22 protein-coding genes and 1 tRNA gene are annotated in these 20,947 nt (G+C 62.7%); 5 read left to right on the forward strand and 18 right to left on the reverse strand.

The genetic code is table 11. The annotated features are described in order from the left end of the window. Positions 1–105: 105 nt before the first annotated feature. From coaBC to ubiE, 6 genes are all read right to left on the reverse strand, one after another. Positions 106–1,323, reverse strand: coding sequence for a bifunctional phosphopantothenoylcysteine decarboxylase/phosphopantothenate--cysteine ligase CoaBC (coaBC, locus tag AC0L3O_RS14045; protein WP_473535383.1), 1,218 nt, complete (start codon positions 1,321–1,323; stop codon positions 106–108). Positions 1,324–1,342: 19 nt separating this feature from the next. Continuing rightward, positions 1,343–1,750: a type II toxin-antitoxin system VapC family toxin gene (locus AC0L3O_RS14050; RefSeq protein ID WP_031254220.1), complete on the reverse strand. Its 408-nt coding sequence runs from the start codon at positions 1,748–1,750 to the stop codon at positions 1,343–1,345. Then, positions 1,747–2,001, reverse strand: coding sequence for a FitA-like ribbon-helix-helix domain-containing protein (locus AC0L3O_RS14055; protein ID WP_023797510.1), 255 nt, complete (start codon positions 1,999–2,001; stop codon positions 1,747–1,749). Before AC0L3O_RS14055 ends, AC0L3O_RS14050 begins: the two co-directional genes overlap by 4 nt. A 2-nt stretch (positions 2,002–2,003) precedes the next feature. Further along, complete coding sequence (locus tag AC0L3O_RS14060) at positions 2,004–2,213, reverse strand: FitA-like ribbon-helix-helix domain-containing protein (RefSeq protein WP_473615865.1); 210 nt, start codon at positions 2,211–2,213, stop codon at positions 2,004–2,006. A 76-nt stretch (positions 2,214–2,289) separates the two neighbouring features. After that, complete coding sequence (gene ubiB, locus AC0L3O_RS14065; RefSeq protein WP_473535385.1) at positions 2,290–3,864, reverse strand: 2-polyprenylphenol 6-hydroxylase; 1,575 nt, start codon at positions 3,862–3,864, stop codon at positions 2,290–2,292. Between the two features lie 70 nt (positions 3,865–3,934). Continuing rightward, positions 3,935–4,711 (reverse strand): bifunctional demethylmenaquinone methyltransferase/2-methoxy-6-polyprenyl-1,4-benzoquinol methylase UbiE, encoded by a 777-nt coding sequence (ubiE, locus tag AC0L3O_RS14070; RefSeq protein WP_473615866.1) that lies wholly within the window; start codon positions 4,709–4,711, stop codon positions 3,935–3,937. A gap of 148 nt (positions 4,712–4,859) precedes the next feature. Between ubiE and AC0L3O_RS14075 the strand changes: the two genes are divergently transcribed. From AC0L3O_RS14075 to AC0L3O_RS14085, 3 genes are all read left to right on the forward strand, one after another. Beyond that, on the forward strand, positions 4,860–5,834 hold the full coding sequence (locus tag AC0L3O_RS14075; protein WP_473615867.1) for an adenosine deaminase: 975 nt from the start codon (positions 4,860–4,862) through the stop codon (positions 5,832–5,834). A gap of 156 nt (positions 5,835–5,990) precedes the next feature. After that, the gene (gene upp / locus AC0L3O_RS14080; protein WP_023797505.1) at positions 5,991–6,620 is read left to right on the forward strand and encodes a uracil phosphoribosyltransferase; all 630 of its coding nucleotides are present in this window, start codon (positions 5,991–5,993) and stop codon (positions 6,618–6,620) included. Between the two features lie 110 nt (positions 6,621–6,730). After that, entirely contained in the window at positions 6,731–7,282 is a 552-nt protein-coding gene (locus AC0L3O_RS14085) for a TIGR02281 family clan AA aspartic protease (protein WP_473535387.1), read from the forward strand. Positions 7,283–7,341: 59 nt separating this feature from the next. On the opposite strand, the gene deoA is transcribed toward AC0L3O_RS14085, so the two are convergent. The 6 genes from deoA to AC0L3O_RS14115 form a co-directional block, all read right to left on the reverse strand. Further along, positions 7,342–8,661 (reverse strand): thymidine phosphorylase, encoded by a 1,320-nt coding sequence (deoA, locus tag AC0L3O_RS14090; RefSeq protein ID WP_287230354.1) that lies wholly within the window; start codon positions 8,659–8,661, stop codon positions 7,342–7,344. Next, positions 8,661–9,479: a purine-nucleoside phosphorylase gene (locus tag AC0L3O_RS14095; protein ID WP_473535388.1), complete on the reverse strand. Its 819-nt coding sequence runs from the start codon at positions 9,477–9,479 to the stop codon at positions 8,661–8,663. Before AC0L3O_RS14095 ends, deoA begins: the two co-directional genes overlap by 1 nt. 31 nt (positions 9,480–9,510) lie before the next feature. Continuing rightward, entirely contained in the window at positions 9,511–9,903 is a 393-nt protein-coding gene (cdd, locus tag AC0L3O_RS14100; RefSeq protein ID WP_287064696.1) for a cytidine deaminase, read from the reverse strand. 153 nt (positions 9,904–10,056) lie between these two features. Beyond that, positions 10,057–11,028: an ABC transporter permease gene (locus tag AC0L3O_RS14105; protein ID WP_023797500.1), complete on the reverse strand. Its 972-nt coding sequence runs from the start codon at positions 11,026–11,028 to the stop codon at positions 10,057–10,059. 1 nt (position 11,029) lies between these two features. Then, complete coding sequence (locus tag AC0L3O_RS14110; RefSeq protein ID WP_287064698.1) at positions 11,030–12,169, reverse strand: ABC transporter permease; 1,140 nt, start codon at positions 12,167–12,169, stop codon at positions 11,030–11,032. After that, entirely contained in the window at positions 12,166–13,698 is a 1,533-nt protein-coding gene (locus AC0L3O_RS14115; protein ID WP_287222401.1) for an ABC transporter ATP-binding protein, read from the reverse strand. Before AC0L3O_RS14115 ends, AC0L3O_RS14110 begins: the two co-directional genes overlap by 4 nt. A 163-nt stretch (positions 13,699–13,861) precedes the next feature. Here AC0L3O_RS14115 and AC0L3O_RS14120 point away from each other — a divergent pair, with 163 nt between their 5' ends. Next, complete coding sequence (locus tag AC0L3O_RS14120) at positions 13,862–14,071, forward strand: SlyX family protein (RefSeq protein ID WP_128247401.1); 210 nt, start codon at positions 13,862–13,864, stop codon at positions 14,069–14,071. Between the two features lie 66 nt (positions 14,072–14,137). On the opposite strand, the gene AC0L3O_RS14125 is transcribed toward AC0L3O_RS14120, so the two are convergent. The 3 genes from AC0L3O_RS14125 to AC0L3O_RS14135 all read right to left on the reverse strand — a co-directional run bounded on the left by AC0L3O_RS14125 (position 14,138) and on the right by AC0L3O_RS14135 (position 16,341). Next, entirely contained in the window at positions 14,138–15,127 is a 990-nt protein-coding gene (locus AC0L3O_RS14125) for a BMP family lipoprotein (protein ID WP_473615869.1), read from the reverse strand. A gap of 186 nt (positions 15,128–15,313) precedes the next feature. Further along, positions 15,314–15,976, reverse strand: coding sequence for a peptide-methionine (S)-S-oxide reductase MsrA (msrA, locus tag AC0L3O_RS14130; protein ID WP_473615870.1), 663 nt, complete (start codon positions 15,974–15,976; stop codon positions 15,314–15,316). A 47-nt stretch (positions 15,977–16,023) separates the two neighbouring features. Beyond that, positions 16,024–16,341: a hypothetical protein gene (locus tag AC0L3O_RS14135; RefSeq protein WP_287230361.1), complete on the reverse strand. Its 318-nt coding sequence runs from the start codon at positions 16,339–16,341 to the stop codon at positions 16,024–16,026. Positions 16,342–16,768: 427 nt separating this feature from the next. On the opposite strand from AC0L3O_RS14135, the gene AC0L3O_RS14140 reads away from it, so the two are divergent. After that, positions 16,769–16,858, forward strand: a tRNA-Ser gene (locus tag AC0L3O_RS14140). A gap of 1,075 nt (positions 16,859–17,933) precedes the next feature. On the opposite strand, the gene AC0L3O_RS14145 is transcribed toward AC0L3O_RS14140, so the two are convergent. The 3 genes from AC0L3O_RS14145 to AC0L3O_RS14155 form a co-directional block, all read right to left on the reverse strand. Next, positions 17,934–18,290: a hypothetical protein gene (locus AC0L3O_RS14145; RefSeq protein WP_473615872.1), complete on the reverse strand. Its 357-nt coding sequence runs from the start codon at positions 18,288–18,290 to the stop codon at positions 17,934–17,936. A gap of 678 nt (positions 18,291–18,968) precedes the next feature. Beyond that, entirely contained in the window at positions 18,969–19,685 is a 717-nt protein-coding gene (locus AC0L3O_RS14150; protein WP_287230423.1) for a hypothetical protein, read from the reverse strand. Positions 19,686–20,042: 357 nt separating this feature from the next. Further along, a complete protein-coding gene (locus AC0L3O_RS14155) occupies positions 20,043–20,939 on the reverse strand; it encodes an ATP-dependent DNA ligase (RefSeq protein WP_473481005.1) in 897 nt (298 codons plus the stop codon). Positions 20,940–20,947: the final 8 nt, after the last annotated feature.

Consider the following 20,947-nt stretch of genomic DNA (forward strand, 5'->3'; position numbering starts at 1 on the left):
CCTGTTATTTCGAGCGCCGCTGCGGGACACGATCTTTCGAAACGTCGGCGGGACAGCGCCCCCCTCTGGCCTGCCGGCCATCTCCCCCACAAGGGGGGAGATTGACTAGACGACGATCGTCTTCAGCCGCTCCGCTATAAGTGCGGCGAGCCGCGTCGCCACCTCGTCCTTGCTCATCTCGGGCCATTCGTCGGCACCGGCCTTCCAGACGATCCGCACCTTGTTGCGGTCGCCGCCCATCACCCCGCTTTCGTGGGATACATCGTTGGCGACGATGAAATCGGCGCCCTTTTTCCTGAGCTTGGCCTCGGCGTTCCTGACGAGATCCTGCGTCTCGGCGGCGAAGCCGACGACCAGGCTGGGCCGCTTTCTGTGATGGCCGACACCGGCAAGGATGTCAGGGTTTTCGATCATCTGCAGCGCCGGCGGCCCCTCGCCCGCCACCTTCTTTATCTTCTCGCCGGCCGAAGTCTCGCTGCGCCAGTCCGCAACCGCCGCGACGAACACCGCCGCGTCCGCCGGCAAAAGCCGTTCGACCGCGTCCTTCATCTCGTTGGCGGTTTCGACATGCAACGTGGTGACCTCAGCCGGATCGGCAATGCCGACCGGACCGGAGACGAGGCGCACATCGGCGCCCAGCCTTGCCAGCGCCGCCGCGATGGCATGGCCCTGCTTGCCGGACGAACGGTTGGCAATATAGCGCACCGGGTCGATCGGCTCATGCGTCGGCCCTGAGGTGACGATGATCTTTCTGCCTGCCAGCGGCTTCGGACTGATATCGAGCAGCGCCTCGATCGCAGCGACGATTTCCAGCGGCTCGGCCATGCGGCCTTCGCCCGCCTCGTTGCTCTCGGCCATTTCGCCCTTTGCCGGGCCGACGAATGCGACGCCGTCCTTCCGCAACGTCGCCCGGTTTCGCCGGGTCGCGGGATGCGACCACATTTTCGGGTTCATGGCGGGCGCCATCAGCACCGGCTTGTCGGTCGCAATGAGCACGGTCGAGGCAAGGTCGTTGGCATGGCCGTTGGCGAGCTTCGCCATCAGGTCGGCGGTAGCCGGCGCCACGACGACAAGATCGGCCTCGCGCGACAAGCGGATGTGGCCGACATCGTGCTCGTCATTGCGGTCGAACAAATCCGTGAACACGTGGTCGGCCGACAGCGCCCCGACCGACAGCGTGGTGACGAATTCCTGCGCCGCGGCGGTCATCACCACGCGCACCACAACACCCCGCTCGCGCAGCCGGCGGATCAGGTCGAGTGCCTTGTAGGCGGCGATACCGCCGCCGATGATCAGCAGGATGCGCTTGCCGGAGAGGGTCATGCCCAGTTCTTGTCCGATGTCATGCCGGCTTCAGCGCCGGTTCGATGTCGGTATGGATGAAATCGTCGCCCTTGAAAAGCAGCGGCAGGTTTCGCGTCTTGGCCAAGGCGTAGGCGAAGCAGTCGCCCATGTTGAGATTGGCGCGATGGCCAGTACCTCGGCCATACAGTGCATAGGCTTCAATTCCGGCTTGCGCATGTTCGGCGGAGAGCGCGACGATTGTGACTTTGAGTCTAGCAAGAAGGCCCGTCAACTCGGCCGTGCCAGCCGCGCCATAGCGGCGGACAATTACTGTGCCGCATTCCATCAGGGTTGCGGCGCTCATCAGTATCCGCTGATTTCCGGCGAGGCGCTGGGCGATCGCCGGAGCGTCGGGCTCCTGCTTCAGGATGGCCACGATCGCTGAGGTGTCGACCACCACGGTCATTCCTCCTCGATGAAGGACCAGAGGTCATCAGTGAATTTCTTCTGATCGAAATCCGCTTGTTGCAATCGTCGGCCGAATTCGAGGATTTCCTCCGCCGTAACAAAATCCCCGTCACGTTCTTTGGTGACTGCCACATCCTTCAGCAAGAGATTTCTTGCCTCCTGCTCCATTGACACGCCATGTCTGGCAGCCCGCTCGCGCAGTTTTTGCTTCAGATCGTCGTCGAGATTGCGAATGGTCAGGGTGCCCATAACTACTCTTGCCCCCGTGTGGTCGGTCTGAACTTGGCTTCGTCCTCGGCTGCAATGCCCGACGAGTCGAAACCTTTGGTGGTCGGAAGCCCTACGGATGCGGCGAGCACGTCCCGCGCCTCCTGCTCCATGGAAACGCCACGCGCGGCGCCACGCTCCCGCAGTCGCCGCATGACACTCTCATCCACATTGCGAACAGTAATCCGGGCCATGATCGCGCTCCCGCGAACCTAATATAGCGACACCGGAGCATGACTGCAATGACAGCACTGCTGTCATTGCTTGCAGTCAGAGCAGCTTCGAGGCGATAAAGACCAGCGTCAGCGCGATCACCCACAGCGCCAGCCTGCCTGAGCGGGTGTGGCGCGCCTCGGCCTTGCCGATGGCGTGCGCCGTCCTTTCATCGAAACGCAGCCCGTGTTCGGCCATCAGATCGATCTCGCGCGACAGCCGCTCGGTGCGGGCGACGAGGTCCGGCGCCTGGCGGGCCAGCGCCAGCAACGCGCTGGCGCCGTCGCGTGCGTCGGCCAGCAGGGCACGCGGGCCGAGATTGCCTGATATCCAGCCTCCGACCACCGGTTCTGACGTCTTCCACATGTTGAATGCCGGGTCGAGCGTGCGGGCAACGCCCTCGACCACCACCATGGTCTTTTGCAGCAGCACCAGTTCGGACCGTGTCGCCATGTCGAAGAGGTCGGTGACCTCGAACAGAAGCGCCAAGAGCTTGGCCATCGAGATGGTTTCGGCCGGCTGGCCGTGGATCGGCTCGCCGATGGCGCGGATCGCCTGGGCGAATGCCGCGACGTTATGCAGGCGCGGCACGTAGCCGGCCTCGAAATGCACTTCGGCGACGCGCAGATAGTCACGGGTGATGAAGCCGTAGAGAATTTCGGCGAGGAACCGGCGCTCCTTCTTGCCGAGCCGGCCGGCAATGCCGAGATCGACAGCGACGATGGTGCCATCGGGCTCGACGAACAGGTTTCCCGGATGCATGTCGGCGTGGAAGAAACCGTCGCGCAGCGTATGGCGCAGGAACGACTGGACCAGATTGGCGGCGATCGCCTTCAGATCGTGGCCGGCGGCAGTCAGGCCGGCAATGTCGTTCATCTTGATGCCGTCGACCCATTCCATGGTCAGCACGTCGCGGCCGGTGCGTTCCCAATCGACCGTCGGCACGCGAAAGCCGGGATCGTCCCTGGTGTTTTCGCCGAGCTCCGAAAGCGCTGCCGCCTCAAGCCTCAGATCCATCTCGATCTTGGTGGTCTGCGCCAGCGTCTGGGTCACCTCGACCGGCCGCAGCCGGCGCGACGACGGGATGTATTTTTCCTGGAGACGGGCGGCGAGGAAATAGCTTTCGAGATCGCGGAAGAAACGGCGCCGCACGCCCGGCCGGATCACCTTCACCGCCACCCGCGAACCGACGCCGTTCTGCAAGGTTTCGGCGGTATGGACCTGAGCGATCGAGGCCGCGGCGACCGCCTCGCCGAAACTGGCGTAGAGCTCGCCGACCTTGCGCCCGAGCGAGGCCTCTATCGCCGCAATGGCCTCGGCCTGCGGAAATGTCTGCATCTTGTCCTGCAGCATGGCGAGATCGAGCGCTATGTCGTTGCCGACGACATCGGGCCGTGTCGCCAGGAACTGGCCGAGCTTGACATAGGATGGGCCGAGCCGGACGACGGCCTTGGCCAGCCGATCGCCACGTTCATAGGCAAGCGCGCGGCGGCGGGTGAACAGCCGTGCCACCCGCCAGCCGAATTTCGGCAGGCCGAACAGCTCATCGCCCGGCAACGCCGCGACGACGCCTTCGCGGACCAGCACCCAGCCGGCCCGTACGAGCCTGAAACCAGCGCCGACGCTGCTCATGACTGCGCTTGTCCTGCCGGTTTTCTAGACCGGCGAAGGGCAGGTCGCGTATAAAAAATACGGGCCAGCCTCAAAGCTTCCAGCCCGAATGAAGCGCAGCTATGCCGCCGGCATAATTGCGAAAAGACACGCGGTCAAAACCGGCGCGGGAAATCATCGCGGCAAAATTCTGCTGATTGGGAAATTTGCGGATCGATTCGACCAGATAGGAATAGGGTTCGTTTTCGCCGGTCACCGCCTTGCCGATCCTGGGGATGGCGTTGAACGACCACGCCTCGTAGACCCTGTCGAGCAGCGGCATGTCGACCTCGGAAAATTCGAGGCAGAGAAAGCGCCCACCGGGTTTCAGCACGCGATAGGCTTCGGCAAGCGCCACATCGATGCGCGGCACGTTGCGAATGCCGAACGCGATCGTGTAGGCGTCGAAACTGGCCTCAGCGAAAGGCAGCTCCTCGGCATTGGCCCCGACGAAATCGGTGTTATCAGTCAGGCCCTTTTTCTCGGCCCGGTCGCGGCCGACGGCGAGCATTGAGCCGTTGATGTCGAGAACCGTCGCATGGGCGTTCCTGCCGCTCGCCTCGACGATGCGGAAGGCGATGTCGCCGGTGCCGCCGGCAACGTCGAGAACGCTCCAGCCCGGTCGTTTCGGTGGATTGAGCCATGTGACCATGGCGTCCTTCCACAGCCGATGCAGGCCGCCCGACATCAGGTCGTTCATCAGATCGTAGCGGTTCGCCACCTTGTGGAAAACGTCGTTGACCAGGGACTGCTTCTCGCCTGCCCCTACGCGCTTGAAACCATAGGAGGTTTCCATGCCGCCAACGGCCGTGGTTCTCTCAACCGACATTATTTTTGATCCGCCATAAAACCGGCGGGACCATAGCCGATCGATGGTGCCGACGCTATTGTTTAAGGCGCGGTGTTCGGCCGCGCTTCCCGGTCGTGGGATCACGCTTATGGCTCCATGTCCTGGACTGACCTGATGGGATGATTGCATGCCTTTGAAAGCGGAACTGCACTGCCATATCGAAGGGGCAGCGGCGCCCGAACTCGTCATCCGCCAGGCGCAGAAATACGGCAAGGACGCCTCGCCCTACATTCAGGACGGCTCTTTCGTCTGGCACGATTTCACCTCCTTCCTCGCCGCCTATGACTTCTCCGCCGACCTGTTCCGCACCGAAGAGGATTATGCCCGGCTGGCCGATCATTATCTGACCAGCCTCGCCCGCGACGGCGCCATCTATTCCGAGATCTTCACCTCGCCGGACCACGCCGGGAAGGCCGGGCTGTCGCCCAGGGCCTATACGGACGCGCTCGGCGAAGGCATGGCGCGCGCCAAGGCCAAGACCGGCATCGAGGGCCGCATGATCGTCACCGGCGTGCGCAATGCCGGCGTCGAATCGATCGAGCAGGCGGCGCGCTTCGCCGCCCGCTGCGGGCATCCGCTGGTCGCCGGCTTCGGCGTCGCCGGCGACGAGCGGATGGGCGATCTGGAGGACTATGTCAGGGCCTTCGAAATCGCCCGCGAGGCCGGCCTTGGCATCACCGTCCATGCCGGCGAACTGATGGGCTGGGAGAGCGTCAAGGCCGCGCTCGATCACATCCGCCCCGCTCGCATCGGCCATGGCGTGCGCGCCATCGAAAACCCCGACCTTGTCCGTCGCATCGCCGATGAAGGCGTCGTGCTCGAATGCTGTCCGAGCTCCAACATCGCGCTAAGGGTGTTCGACAGTTTCGCCGATCACCCTTTTCCGGCCCTGTTGGCGGCAGGCTGCAAGGTGACGCTTAACTCCGACGATCCGCCCTATTTCCGGACGTCGCTGAAGCGCGAATACGACATTGCCGCCGAGCATTTTTCGATGAACGACAAGGCGCTCGCCTCCGTCACCAGAACCGCCATCGACGCCGCCTTCGTCGACAGGAAGACCAAGGCAATGCTGCTGGGCCGGCTCGACGTCAAGGGCAGGTGAATGGTGAATGGTGAATGGTGAATGGTGAATGGTCCACCCGGCGCTTCGGTCCGTCAACCGCGAGTTCTCCGCTGAACCAAGGACTCGCAAACCTGTTCACTATTCACTATTCACCATTCACTACTCACTTTTCACCTGCGCAGCTAGGAGACCACCATGCAGGGCGTCACCGTCGTCGACCACCCGCTTGTCCAGCACAAGCTGACCATCATGCGCAAGAAGGAAACTTCGACGGCCGGCTTCCGGCGGCTGCTGCGCGAGATCTCGCTGCTGCTCGGCTACGAGGTCACCCGCAACCTCGAATTGACGACGACGACGATCGAAACGCCGATCGAGACGATGGAAGCGCCGACGCTGGAGGGCAAGAAGCTGGTCTTCGCCTCAGTACTGCGCGCCGGCAACGGCCTGCTCGAGGGTTTGCTCGACCTGGTGCCGGCGGCGCGCGTCGCCCATATCGGTCTCTACCGCGACCACGAAACGCTGGAAGCGGTCGAATATTTCTTCAAGGCGCCGAGCGATCTCGCCGACCGGCTGGTGATCGTCGTCGATCCGATGCTGGCGACCGCCAATTCGGCGATCGCGGCGATCGACAAGTTGAAGGGGCGCGGCGCCACCAACATCCGCTTCCTCTGCCTGCTCGCGGCGCCAGAAGGCCTCGATCGCTTCATCAAGGCGCATCCCGATGTCCCGGTCTTCACCGCTTCCATCGACCGCCAGCTCAACGAGAAGGGCTACATCATGCCAGGCCTCGGCGATGCTGGCGACCGCATGTACGGGACCAAATGACCGTGGCGCCGCTCGTTTACCGATCGTTTACGCAAACGACCGCTTTCTGCATCTGTTAAAGCGGCAAACACCATGCCGCGATAAGCATGGGTCTTCACGAAGGCCGGTCCATGCTGCGCAATCTTCTCATCCTTGGCGTGCTCGCCGTAGCATCGGCGTCGTTCCCGATGCTCTACCAGTCGAATCCGCAGATGCTCGAAGGCCTGCTGAAATCGGCGGTCGGGGCCAGCCCGGCGGTCGAAACGGACCTGAACCTGGCCACGGTTCCCGACAGGCCGGCGCAGCCGCTCGGCCGCAAGGTCGTGATCCCGGCTGACGCGCGCGGGCATTTCACGTCGGCGTTCAAGCTCAACGGTCGAACGGTCGACGGCATGATCGACACCGGCGCAACGCTGGTCGCCATCAACAGTTCGACGGCGCGCAGGATCGGCGTTTCGCTGAACGCGTCGGATTTCAAGCACCAGGTCAACACCGCCAACGGCGCGATCAAGGCTGCGCTGGTGACCGTCGATCGGCTGCAGATCGGCAAGATCACGCTCGACGGCGTCCAGGCGGTCGTGCTCGACGACAAGGCGCTGCGCACCAATTTGATCGGCCTGAGCTTTCTCCAGAGGTTGGAAAAATACCAGGTCGAGAACGGCGCGCTGCTGCTCGTCCAGTGAACCATGATCCCGAAAAGTGGAAACCGGTTTTCGGAAGATCATGGTCCAATAAAAAAACTTCATCCGCGCGGCAGGATGCGCCGGATGACGGTTTTTTCCGCGGGCGGCTTCGAAGCGCCGATCGAATAGGCCGAAAGCACGGCGGCGGCGGCCGCCTCGGCATCCCCGGCATTGCGGGCGTGGACCAGCGCCAGCGCCTCGCCGGCCCGCACCTCCGCGCCGACAGGCAGCAGCCGGGTGATGCCGACCGCATGGTCGATCCTGTCGTCCGGCCGGATGCGCCCGCCGCCAAGCCCGACGACGGCAAGCCCGATGTCGCGGGTGGAGATACCGGTGACGAAGCCGTTTTCGGTCGCCTTGACCGCAAACTCCATCGCCGCCCTCGGCAGGTGTTTTTCCGGGTTCTCGACGAAGTCGGCCGGACCGCCGAGCGCCGCCACCATGCGCGCGAAGACGGCGGCGGCACCGCCGCCGGCAAGCGTCTCGGCGGCGCGCCGCATGCCGTCCTGGTTGGACGAGACCAGCCCGGCCGACTGCAGCATGTCTGCGGCCAATGCCACCGTCACATCCTCCAGGCGCCGGTCGCGGAAGCGGCCGGTGAGGAAATCGACGGCATTGCGTACCTCGACCGCGTTGCCGGCTGCCGAGGCCAGCGGCTCGTTCATGCCGGTGACCAGCGCCGAGGTCTTCAGGCCGGCGCCAGTGGCGACTTCGACCAGGCTGTTCGCCAGTGTCGTTGCGTCGCGCGACTTTTCCATGAAGGCGCCGTTGCCGACCTTTACGTCGAGCACCAGCGACTGCAGGCCGGCGGCCAGCTTCTTCGAGAGGATCGAGGCGGTGATCAGCGGCACCGATTCGACGGTTCCCGTCACGTCGCGGATCGCATAGAGCCGGCGGTCGGCGGGCGCGAGATCGGCGGTCTGGCCGATGATGGCGCAGCCGGCTTCGAGCACTGCCTTGCGGAATCCCGCGACATCCGGCTGGCTGGTATAGCCCGGGATGGCGTCCATCTTGTCCAGAGTGCCGCCGGTATGGCCGAGGCCGCGGCCGGAAATCATCGGCACATAAGCGCCGCAGGCAGCGACGATCGGCGCCACCAACAGCGAGACATTGTCGCCGACGCCGCCTGTCGAATGCTTGTCGGTGACCGGGCCCGGCAGGTCCGACCAATCGAGCACGTCGCCGGAATCGCGCATCGCCAGGGTCAGCGCCACCGCCTCGTCGCGGCTCATGCCGTTGAAGAACACCGCCATGGCGAAGGCCCCGACCTGCCCGTCCGAGACGGTGCCGGCGGTGAGGCCTTCGATGAAGCTGGCGATCTCCTGCGTCGACAGCTTGTGGCCGTCGCGCTTGCTGCGGATGATTTCCTGGGGAAGCATCAGGCCGGGACCTTACGCTCCGGCAACCCATCCTGGAACACACGCTGGAGGATCGTCGCCAGCCGCGCGCCGCCAATCGGCGCCATGTCCTTGGTCTCCTGGTGCGAAAGCTCCGCCCCTGTCATCCCTGCGGCGAGATTGGTGATGACCGAGCAGGCGGCGACGCGCAGGCCGAGAAAACGGGCGAGGATGACCTCCGGCACGGTCGACATGCCGACGGCATTGGCGCCCATGACGCGCGCCATGCGGATCTCGGCGGGCGTCTCGAAGCACGGCCCCGAAAACCACATATAGACGCCCTTGTGCAGCGCGGTGTCCGTCGCCTTCGCCGCCGTCTCGATCGCTGAGCGAAGACCGGCATCATAGGCTTCGGTCAGGCCGACGAAGCGGCGGTCGCTCGGCTCGCCGATCAGCGGATTGGAACCCGAGAAATTGATGTGGTCGGTGATCAGCATCACCGAGCCCGGCCCCATGCCCGGATCGACCGAGCCGGCGGCATTGGTGAGGATCAGTTGCGAGATGCCGAGGCCGGCAAGCACTTCAAGCGCCGGCCGCATCGCCGCCGCGTTGCCGTGCTCGTAGTAGTGAGCGCGGCCGGACAGCATCAGCACAGGCGTGCCGGCAAAACGTCCCGCCACCACCTCGCCGGCATGGCCGGTGACGCCGCTTCTGGGAAAGCCCGGCAATTCGCCATAGGAAATGCGGACAGCATCCTCGACCTGGTCGACAAGCCCGCCAAGGCCCGAACCCAGCACCAGCGCGGTGGCGGGCGCCAGCCCGTCCAGCCTTTCGACCAGACGATCAAGCGCTTCCTTCATGTCAACCAGCTCTTCATTTCAACCAAGCTCTTCATTTCAGCATATCGCCCTGAAAGCCGTAGGGCAGCATCTCGCCCATGGTCACGGTTTCGACCACGCCGTCATTGTCGCAAAGATAGAGTTTGGTGTCCGGCCGGCAGAATTCGGCCAGCCGCTGCCGGCAGCCGCCGCAGGGCGAGCATTTCGCCATGCGCTCTGCGATGACAGCGATTTCCGTTATCCTGCCGCCGCCGGCCATGATGAAGTGGCCGAGCGCGGTGGTTTCGGCGCACCAACCTTCCGGATAGGACGCGACCTCGACGTTGGCGCCGGTAAAGACGCGGCCGTCCTCGGTGCGCAGTGCCGCCCCGACCGGGAATTTCGAATAGGGCGCATAGGCCTTGGCCATGGCGGCCTTGGCCTCTTCGAACAGATCATGCGACATTGTTTTTCCATTGCATGATCTTGTCCGAAAGCCGGCTTCCACTTTTCGCTGACGCGGACCTGCGGTTCGAAATCATGCTCATATTTTTCCATTGCATGATCCTGTCCGGAAACCGGCTTCCGCTTTTCGCTGACCTGCGGTTCGAAATCACGCTTAGCGTTCCTTGACATAGGGCACGCCGCCGGCGCGCGGCGGAATTGCCTTGCCGATAAAGCCGGCGAGCAGGATGACGGTGAGGATATAGGGCAGCGCCTGCATGAGCTGCACCGGCACCTTGCCGATCAGCGGCAGCGGCGTGCCCTGCAGGCGGATCGACAGCGCGTCGAGGAAGCCGAACAACAGGCAGGCGAACATGGCGTTGACCGGCTTCCACTTGGCGAAGATCAGCGCGGCAAGCGCGATGTAGCCCTTGCCGGCAGTCATGTCCTTGACGAAGCCGCCATTCTGCACCATCGACAGATAGGCGCCGGCAATACCGGTGAGCACGCCGGTGCAGATCAGCGCCCGGTAGCGCAGCCAGGCGACCGAGATGCCGGCGGTGTCGACCGCGGCCGGGTTCTCGCCGACCGCGCGCATGCGCAAGCCGAAACGGGTGCGGAACAGCACCCACCAGGTGAACGGCACGGCGAGGAACGCGACATAGACCAGCACGGAATGACCGGAGATCAGTTCCGAATATATCGGTCCGAGGATCGGCACGCCCCTGAGCGCGTCCGCGCCGGGCCAGACGATCGCCCCGAACCGCTCGTCCGAGGCCAGAGCCGGCGTACGTCCACCTTGCTGGAACCAGGCCTGGCCGAGCATGATCGTCGATCCGGCGGCGATGAAATTGATCGCCACGCCGGAGACGATCTGGTTGCCGCGATGGGTGATCGAGGCAAAGCCGTGGACCAGCGCAAAAGCGACCGAGATGAGGATGGCCATGCCGAGGCCGATATAGGCGGAATGGAAGACGGAGGCGGAGGCAGCACCGGCGAAGGCGCCGACCAGCATCTTGCCCTCGAGCCCGATGTCGAAAATGCCGGCCCGCTCCGAATAGAGGCCGGCGAGGCAGGCGAGCAGCAACGGCACCGACAGGCGGATGGTCGAGTCCAGAACCTGGATGATGGCGTTGAACAGATCCATCTCAGGCGCCCTTCCCCTTGATCGCTTCGATGCCGACAGATCTCGGGCTGAGCGAGGCGAACAGCGCCTGGACATAGGGCCGGAACATGTGCTCGAGCGCGCCGGCGAACAGGATGACCAGGCCCTGGATGATGACGATCATGTCGCGGCTGATCGCCGGCATCTCGAAGGCGAGCTCGGCGCCGCCCTGGTAGAGCATGCCGAACAATATTGCGGCGAGCACGATGCCGACCGGGTGCAGGCGTCCCATCAGCGCTACTGCGATGCCGACGAAACCGGCGCCCGAAACGAATTCGAGCGCGACATTGTGCTGGTCGCCCATCGTCGGGTTGAGCGCCATCATGCCGGCCAGCGCGCCCGAAATCATCATGGCGACGATGATGATGCGGGTCTCCGAAATGCCGGCATAGCGCGCCGCTTTCGCGCTGTGGCCGTAGGTGCGCATCTCGTAACCGAGCCTGGTGCGCCAGATCAGCATCCAGACCAGAAACGCCATGGCCAGCGCCAGCAGGAAGCTGATGTTGAACGGCGCCGAGCGGATCTTGGCGCCGAACAATTCGATGACCCAGTTGAGCTTCGGCAGTTGCGCGCCGTCGAGGAAGGTGCGTGTCTGCGGCGCCATCGAATTGGCCGGCTTCAAGAATCCGACCAGCGCGTAGACCATGACGCTGGCGGCGATGAAATTGAACATGATGGTGGTGATGACGATGTGCGAGCCGCGCCTGGCCTGCAGATAGGCCGGGATCAGCGCCCACAGCGCCCCCATCGCCGCAGCGGCAATGATCGCCAGCGGAAAGGTGAGCCACCATGGCAGCACGCTGTCGAAGGCCAGGCAGACGATGCCGATGCCGAGACCGGCGATATAGCCCTGGCCCTCGCCACCGATGTTGAACAGGCCGCAATGCGCGGCAACCGCCACCGACAGCCCGCTGAAAATGAAGGTGGTGGCGTAGAACAGCGTGAACGCAATGCCTTGCCCACGGCCGAAGGCGCCCTCGATCAGGACGGCGGCAGCGCGGAACGGATTTTCGCCGACCAGAAGCACGACGAGGCCGGCGACGACGAAGGCAACGGCGAGATTGATCACCGGGATCAGCCCGTAATCCGCCCAGGCCGGCAGCTTGGCGTAAGGCGTACTCATTCCGCCGCCTCCCGGTGCTCGACGCCGGCCATCAGCAGTCCAAGCTCGCCTTCGCTCGCCTCGGGGCCGCGCTCGCCGACGATGCGGCCAGCAAACATCACCAGGATGCGGTCGGAGAGCGAACGGATCTCGTCGAGCTCGACCGACACCACCAGCACCGCCTTGCCCTGATCGCGCATGGCGATGAGCCGCTTGTGGATGAATTCGATGGCGCCGACATCGACGCCGCGCGTCGGCTGGCCGACGATCAGCACGCCCGGGTCCTGTTCCATTTCCCGCGCCAGCACGATCTTCTGCTGGTTGCCGCCGGAGAAATTCGCGGTCTTGAGACGGCAGTCCGCCGGGCGGATGTCGTATTTGGCGATCTTGTCCCTCGCGTCGTCGCGGATCGCGTCGATGTCGAGGAACGGTCCCTTCAGGTATCGCGGATCGTCGTGATAGCCGAGTATCGAATTCTCGTTCTCCTCGAAGGCCAGCACCAGCCCGACATGATGACGGTCTTCCGGCACATGGGCGAGGCCGCGGTCGCGCAGTTCGCCGGGATCGGCGGCCCCGGTCAGATCGATCGGCTTGCCGTCGAGCATGACGGAGCCCGAGACGGCGCGCCTGATGCCGGAAATCGCCTCGAGCATTTCGGATTGCCCGTTGCCGGCGACGCCGGCGATGCCAACGATCTCGCCGGCGCGCACATCGAAGGAGACGTCGTCCACCATGGTGACGCCACGCGAATCCTTCACCGTCAGGTTCCTCACCGCGAGCTTGACCCCGCCGGCTTCAGCCTCGCCCTTCTCGACCCTGAGCAGCACGCGGCGCCCGACCATCAGCTCGGCCAGTTCCCCGACCGTGGTCTTCGTGGTTTCCCGTGTCGCCACCATCGTGCCCTGGCGCATGACCGAGACCGTGTCGGTGATCGCCATGATCTCGCGCAGCTTATGGGTGATCAACACGATCGTTTTACCCTGCTCCTTCAACTGCCTGAGGATGCGGAACAGATGGTCGGCTTCTGCGGGCGTCAGCACGCCCGTCGGCTCGTCGAGAATCAGGATCTCGGCGCCGCGATACAGCGCCTTGAGGATTTCGACACGCTGCTGCAGTCCGACCGGCAACTCCTCGATGATCGCATCGGGATCGACCTCCAGCCCATATTCGCGCTCGAGCCGTTCCAGCTCGGACCGCGCCTTGGCGATGCTCTTCTTCAGCAGCGCATCGCTTTCAGCGCCGAGAATGACGTTTTCCAGCACCGTGAAATTGTCGACCAGCATGAAATGCTGATGCACCATGCCGATGCCGAGCGCGATGGCGTCGTTGGGCGATTTGATCGACGCCGGCTGGCCGCCGACGCGGATCTCGCCGCTGTCGGCCTGGTAGAAACCATAAAGGATCGACATCAGCGTCGACTTGCCGGCGCCGTTCTCGCCGACAATGCCGTGGATGGTGCCGCGCGCGATCTCCAGATTGATGTCGCGATTGGCGCGCACGGCGCCAAAACTCTTGTTGATGCCGATCAGCTCGATTGCGGCTTGCGCCATGCAGCCTTTCCCATCGTATTTTTATCGCTTGGTCAAAACGCCTAGCATGACGCCCCGCCCGTGCCAATTGCCGGAGCAGCGTTCACTCTCGACAAATCCCCGCGCGCTTGTCAATTTCGAACGTGGCCGCAGCCTGCACAATCGCCTGGATCGAGGATTTCAAATGACCATGCCCGACGACCGGCTGACGACGCTGGAAATCCGCGCCGCCGAGCAGGAGAAGACCATCGAGGAACTGTCCGGCCAGATCGCCGAGCAGTGGAAGGTGATCGAGCGAATGCAGCGCAAGCTCGATGCGCTGGCCGACCGCTTCCTGGAGCTGGAGGATCAGGCCGCGCCCGACGTGCCGGTGACCAAGCCGCCGCACTGGTGAGCTTGCGGATAAGAAAAGCCGCCGGGTTTTCACCCGGCGGCGTCGAGCAGATCGGCAATCTCGCGGTCAATAGGGGCAGGCATTGTCCGACATGTAATCGTGCACCTTGATGGTACCGGCGATGATATCGGCCTTGGCCTTTTCGACCGCGGCCTTCATCGCGTCGTCGACAAGTGCCTTGTTGTTGTCATCCATGGCATAGTCGACGCCGCCTTCCTTGAGGCCGAGATCGTTGATGCCGCCGGTGAACTTGTCGTTCTTGGCATCCATGAACGTGTTGTAGACGGCAACATCGACGCGCTTGACCATCGAGGTCAGCACCTTGCCGGGCTGCAGGCCGTTCTGGTTGGAATCGACGCCGATACCGAGCTTGCCGCCGTCGGCCGCTGCCTGCAGCACGCCGACACCGGTGCCGCCTGCCGCTGCGTAGATCACGTCGGCGCCCTGGTCGATCTGCGTCTTGGCGATCTCGCCGCCCTTGGCCGGATCGTTCCAGGCTGCCGGCGTGTCGCCGGTCATGTTCTGGATGACATCGGTCGCGCCGGCCGCCTTGGCGCCGCCGATATAACCGCAGCCGAATCGGCGGATCAGCGGAATGTCCATGCCGCCGATGAAGCCGACCTTTTTGGTCTTCGAGGCCATCGCCGCCATCACGCCGACGAGATAGGAGCCTTCCTGCTCCTTGTAGACGACGGAGCGGACGTTGGGCTTGTCGACGACCATGTCGATGATGGCGAATTTGGTCTCGGGAAACTCGACGGCGATCTTCTCCAGCGCATCTGCCCAGGAGAAGCCCGCCATGGCGATTGGATTGCGGCCATCCTCGGCGAAACGGCGCAGCGCCTGCTCGCGCTGGGTGGCGTTTGAGACCTCGAATTCCACATAGGCGATGCCGGTTTCGGCCTTGAACTTTTCGGCGCCGTTGTAGGACGCTTCGTTGAATGACTTGTCGAACTTGCCGCCGAGATCGTAGAGAAGTGCTGGCTGGATGTCCGCGGCGAAGGCCGGAAGAACCATCGCAGTTGCGGCCAGGAGGCCGAGAACGATACGTTTCATGTGATCCACACCCTGTCGGTTATTTTTCCGTTATGCACCGCCTGCCTGCCCGGTTCTCCGGCAGGCATGCGACATCAGACAGGAGTGTCTTCCTCCCGCTTCGGGCCAATCTGGCACGGCCCGAAGCAAAATTCACGCGGAATTTTGACCTGTTGGAAAAGCCGGGATCATTGTCCCGCCAAGGCCTCAGGCGGAGACGGCAGCCGGGATGGCGCAGGTGACGCCGGTGCCCTGCAGATTGCAATAGCCGTAGGGATTCTTCGCCAGATATTGCTGGTGGTCTTCCTCGGCGAAGTAGAATTCCGGTGCCGGAGCGATCTCGGTGGTGATCTTGCCGCCACCGGCGCCGCGCAGCGAGGCCTCGTAGGCATCGCGCGAGGCGATCGCCGCCTGGTATTGCGCATCGCCGAAGGTGTAGATCGCCGAGCGGTAGGTGGTGCCGACATCGTTGCCCTGGCGCATGCCTTGCGTCGGATCGTGGCTTTCCCAGAACAGCTTCAGAAGCTGTACATAGGACACGATTTTTGGGTCGTAGACGACCAGCACGACTTCGGCATGGCCGGTCAAACCGGTGCAGGTTTCCTGGTAGGTCGGATTGGGGGTGACGCCACCGGCATAGCCGACGGCCGTGACCCATACGCCCTCGGCCTGCCAGAACAGGCGTTCTGCACCCCAGAAGCAGCCCAGCCCGAACATGGCCTTCTCCAGCCCGTCTGGGTAGGGCCCCTTCAACGGCCGCTTCGAGACGAAGTGATTGGATGCCGTCGGGATAGGATTGGCGCGGCCCGGCAGCGCCTCGGCAGGCTTCGGCAGGTTGAGCTTCTTGTTCAGCATGTCGCTGAGAAACATGTGCAGTCTCCCTTTCTCTTTGGTTGGGAACGCTGGAAAATTCAAGTCTAGGCGAACCGCCCGGTCGCCCGCTCCCGCCTGTAGCCTATCATGTAGAGAATGAAGGCAAGCACCGCGAACACCGCGAAACCGGGCTGGTTGAGCACCCAGGCGATGGCGCCGTCCCACAGCAGCGGACCAAGCCTGTCGCGGACGAAGCTTTCGAAGGCGCTCCGCGTATCCGGCGAGACGGCGAGCCAGCTGGTGTTGAGCGGGGTCATGACGAGGGCGGATGCCGCCACCGAGCGCGTCGCGTCGACCACCGCCATGATGACCGAAACCGAAAGCGCAACCATTGCGGCAAGACGGAAGACGAAGCGGAACATCCAGACCCTACCTCCCCGCAAGCTTTTCAGAAATATCTGTATCGGCCTGATAAATAGGATCTGCGCGCTTTATCCGCAATCGCGACACGCGAAGTTGAACCTGCGCCGCCGGTTTCGCCGCTGAGGCGCCGGTCGGCCAAGACGACGCCGCCGATCGCGGCGATCGGCTTGCCAAGCAGCGCTGGCGGCATGGACAGTGCATCCCTATCCGACAAAGCGAATAGAGTGCTGTTATGTCTTGGCATTCGGCACCGGATCGACTAGATGAGCCCCGCGCCTTTTGCTTTGACGGCTCAGGTGTGGGGAAAAGGTGTCCGCTGGTTGACGGCGCCTACGGTGCGAAGTTCCGGACCGGGAATCCCCCAACAAGGAGACGGCATCTCCCCAACCCGCGCGGCGAAACCGGCCGCAGCGAAAATGCCAGGACGGAGAGGTGGCCGAGTGGTTGAAGGCGCACGCCTGGAAAGTGTGTTTACGGGAGACCGTAACGCGGGTTCGAATCCCGCTCTCTCCGCCACATTTCCCTACCAAAAGGTTGTTTTAGCTAAGAAATATCGATCGTTGTCGAATTTATTTGCACCTTCCTTGCACCTTCGGTTGGCGCTTTGCGCAGGCCCGATCCGCGACAGCCTGCCGCATTCTCGAACCATCCGAAACGACGCTTCCGCCTGCATTCGCGTCAGGCAGTTTCCCCTTCACCAAACGTGGTTCAACGACGGACGCCACGGCGGTGAACGCAAGTAGTGTACGGCGGGTGACTTCGGGCATGCGTCATATCCTTGCTATCTGACAGGCCGGCCGGCGCAACACTTCGGAGAGGCGCTCTAGGACGCGACTACATCGTTTGCTGACAAAATGTATCCGCATTGCTGGCCGGTTCCCTAAAAGCCGAAAAGAACGCAGCGTGGTGGGCCCCACAATCCGCACCCACCCCGCCTTCGGACAAGCTTCCCCGGGGGTCAACCGGCACGGACAAGGATGCCTGCTTCGCGCACCCATCAGCGGCGGTGTGGCTTCTAGCCGCAAGCAATTGCTTGAAGCAGTTCCCGACACCACATGGTGTTCCATAGCCAGCCAAGCGAGATGAACTCGCCCGACGCAGTCGCTGCCCTCCACGGTGGAAATCAGACTATTGGATCATGGCGAGACGTACGGCCAACCTTTAGGAACCAGAAAGACATCATGCCTGAAAATACCAGACTGCCAACAAGTGACGTCCCCCTCATCAAGCTGGGCAGTTGTCAATGCCGCTTCCCGGTTCGCGAAGATCGGTCAGTGCCCGGCGGTCACCGCTTTTGTGCTGGGCCAACTTCGCCTGACCGCGTGTACTGCGATCACCACCACAGCATCGTGACCGCCGTCGAGCCTCGTCGAGCCCGTTCGGGTTTCCACCTCGCTCAACGACGCGCCGCGTAAGCAGATACCGGGGGGCTGCACCTCGAACCGGTCTCAAGGGCTCGATGTGATGCTCTCCCACGTGTTCGGGCACCCACATCGTCGGGCCGAGCAGTCCAAGAGAGCCGCAGAACCATCCGCTTTCCATTGAACTCGCCGGAGCCATCGAATTGCGGTGGCTGCCGGTGACAATGGTATCAGCCACGCATCATCGAGTGCAGGATGGCCTGCATGTGCTCTTCCAGGTCAAGTTCGCCCCGTGCCTCAGTGGCTAACAGGTACTCGGCCTTGGCTCGGCGGTCGCCTCGACTGATCGCAGGATAGGAGCAGATGGCCAGCAATGCTTCCTCTTCAATCCGGTCTGCCCTCTTGCGGTCGTGGCTGCTGCTGTCCGTTCGATGAACAACCCTGTGGAGCGCGACATAGGCCGCCTCATGGGCTCCAATCAGCGCCTGCAATTCGCGCGAGGCACCTTCCCTTTCAGCAAACGTCGGTTCAACGACCGAGGCTACGGCGGTGAACGCAAGAAGTGTACGGCGGGTGATTTCGGGCATGCCTCATATCCTTGCAGTCTGATCATGCAGGAACACCATAGCACCGAAACAACAGTTCGGAGAGGCGCTATGGAATGGGGCAGCGTTGTCTGCTGACAAAAATGTATCCGTTCCCGCAGTTGCTTGCCTCGCCTACTGCTGGCCGGTTGGGCCTCTGAAAACTGAAAACACGCAGCGTAATGGGGACGCAGCAGGCGAGGAAAGAAATAGTGCACTGTCACCGTAGTTGCCTATAGATCAGGCGAAAGCTTGCTTTTGAGGGGTCATTCCGGTTCGAAATGAAGGCCGCCGTCATGAGGCGGCGAGGCGCTACGTCGTTCTTGCGCGGCGGTTATGACTTCCTGTCGCCGTTTGGATTTGGTGCCGGAGCCTCGCGCACGTCTCGTGGCGGCGGGTCCACATGTTCAGGCTCCGGCGACGCTTCCTTGTCGGGACGACGGACAGGTGTCTTCTTCGGGGCGGGCTTCGGTGGCGGGTCTTTGATTTTGTTTGGCATATCCAGTTAACCGGATCGCCAAGCTCTGGTTCCGGTGTGCCCATCAAAAGGCCCCGCCACCGTGAGGCAGCGGGCGACGGGTGGAATGCGGGAACTGAAGGCAATAAGGTGCACTGTCACCGGAAAAAACCTTCGGGTCCGGCGGCAGAAAGGCAGCAAGGTCGGATCTACTTCGAGGAAGGTTACTGGAGAAAATCCGGCAACGTTATCGTGTGTCCATTTCGGTCGAATTCCGAAGCAAAGCTGTAAGACCTGGAGAACTCGAAGCTGACCTTGTCGTAGAGGCCGGGTTTGCTGGAATAATCCTGCAACTCTTTAAACAGGATTTTCTGCTCGAAAGGCCTAGCCATTCCATCGGCCACGCTGCGCACCTCGCCGCAACCGACCTCGATGTCGACGACAGTCTTTCGCGATTGGACGTCCCCCAGAAAATGAAGCTGAACGTGACCGTCCGCGCGTTTGGTATGCCCGTAGTTGTTCAGCTTGAAAACTTCCACAAGATACTCGACTGTTTTATCCGCAATCCTTCTATTATTTCTGTAGTATATTTTGGTGTGCCTTACCCGCTGGATCAAATATTCCCTCTTGCACCGTGGTGCCGAGATTGAATTGTAGAATATCAGGTAGTGTACTGCTCTGTTGGCTCCAGATTCCTTCCGAAATCCTTTCGCATAGTAATCATCCAGGAATTGGTCTAGCTCGACGCCAGCGTTCGCTGCGAGCGCCTTTTCCTCACGGTACACCTTGTTTTTGCTGTAGGTTTTCGGATCGTCCAAGGCTCCCGACTGCCTGGTGTCGCCTTCCATCCCTCGGCGCAATGTGACCTGCTCCAGGATGATCTCCGATGCCGATAAAGGTACCGAAAAGAGCACAATGCCCAGAGACAACAGATACTTCATACTTCACGCACCTCAGCGATAGCATGAGCCACGGCAGGTAGTTGAACCGGGGCATGGCGGCCAATTCGCGGCCTGGTTGCCGCCCAGCCGGGCATGTCCGTAGCGGCTCGATCGTCACATAATACAGATCGCGGTGGCACTCCCATTGCCGAGCGCGCCCCGCACAAATCCGACGAGCCCGATTAGCGCATACAACTCCTGCCTCGGGTAATTGACGGCGCTGGTGCGGCCAAGGATGAAGGATGCGCGGTTTGGGCAGCCAGTCGTTGGCCAGCCGCGTGAACCACTCCCAGGTCACGACGTCCTTCTGGCTGCGGCGCCGAAGCGCCCGTCGCTCAAAGGGGCAGACAAAGCGCACTAGCTCTCGTCACCGAAACCCAGCAGCGACGCATTGCGTATGTGGCTGTGGTCGCCGCGAAGATGCCTGATGCGCAGCTTCACCCCGGGCCTGAGCCATTGTGTCCCCGGCCGTTTCTTCATGGCCTCTGGCGGCGGCCCGGCGTGCTCCCGAACCCGCTTGAACAGCCGCTCCTTCATGTCGCAGCCCAGGCTGATCAGGGCGGAACCGACATATTTCCCGGTGCCGGGCTGTGCCAAAAGGGCGAAGGCTGCCTCGCCGGGCTGGCGCTCGACGCCCAGCAGTTCGAATTCATCGACCGTGAAGCTCTTGGTCTTCAGCCAGTTCGAGGTCAGGCCGCTGCGATATTTGCTGTCGGCGCGCTTCGAGACAATTCCCTCAAGCTCGACCTCCTCGACGAGGTGGAAGAGCGACTGCGCGTCACCAGGCAGGGCCTCGCTGAACCGAATGCGGCTGTGCGGCTTGATGATACCGCTGAGAAGTTCACGGCGTGCCTTGCAGCCGATGTCGCGCAGATCATGGCCGTTCAGGTGCAGAATGTCGAATGCGCACAGGTACATGCCGTAGGGATTGTTGTGGACCGCGTTCTGGAGCGCGTTGAAGTCGGGCATGCCGGCCTTGTCGGTGACGACCGCCTCGCCGTCGATGATGGCGTTCTTGACCTCAAGCTCACCCGCGGCTTCCACGATGCCCAGATATTGACGCGTCCAGTCCTTACCGGTTTCGGTATAGACGCGGATATCCTCGTGGCCGTTGATAATGATCTGGGCGCGGTAGCCATCCAGCTTGATCTCATGAATCCAGTTGTCACCCGCGGGCGGCATGGCCACCAGCTTGGGCTCCATCGGGGGAATGAACTCTAGCCGGCCGGTGCCGGCCTCTGCCCGCCTACGCATGGAACCCA

It is taken from the genome of Mesorhizobium sp. WSM4810 (assembly GCF_055811235.1).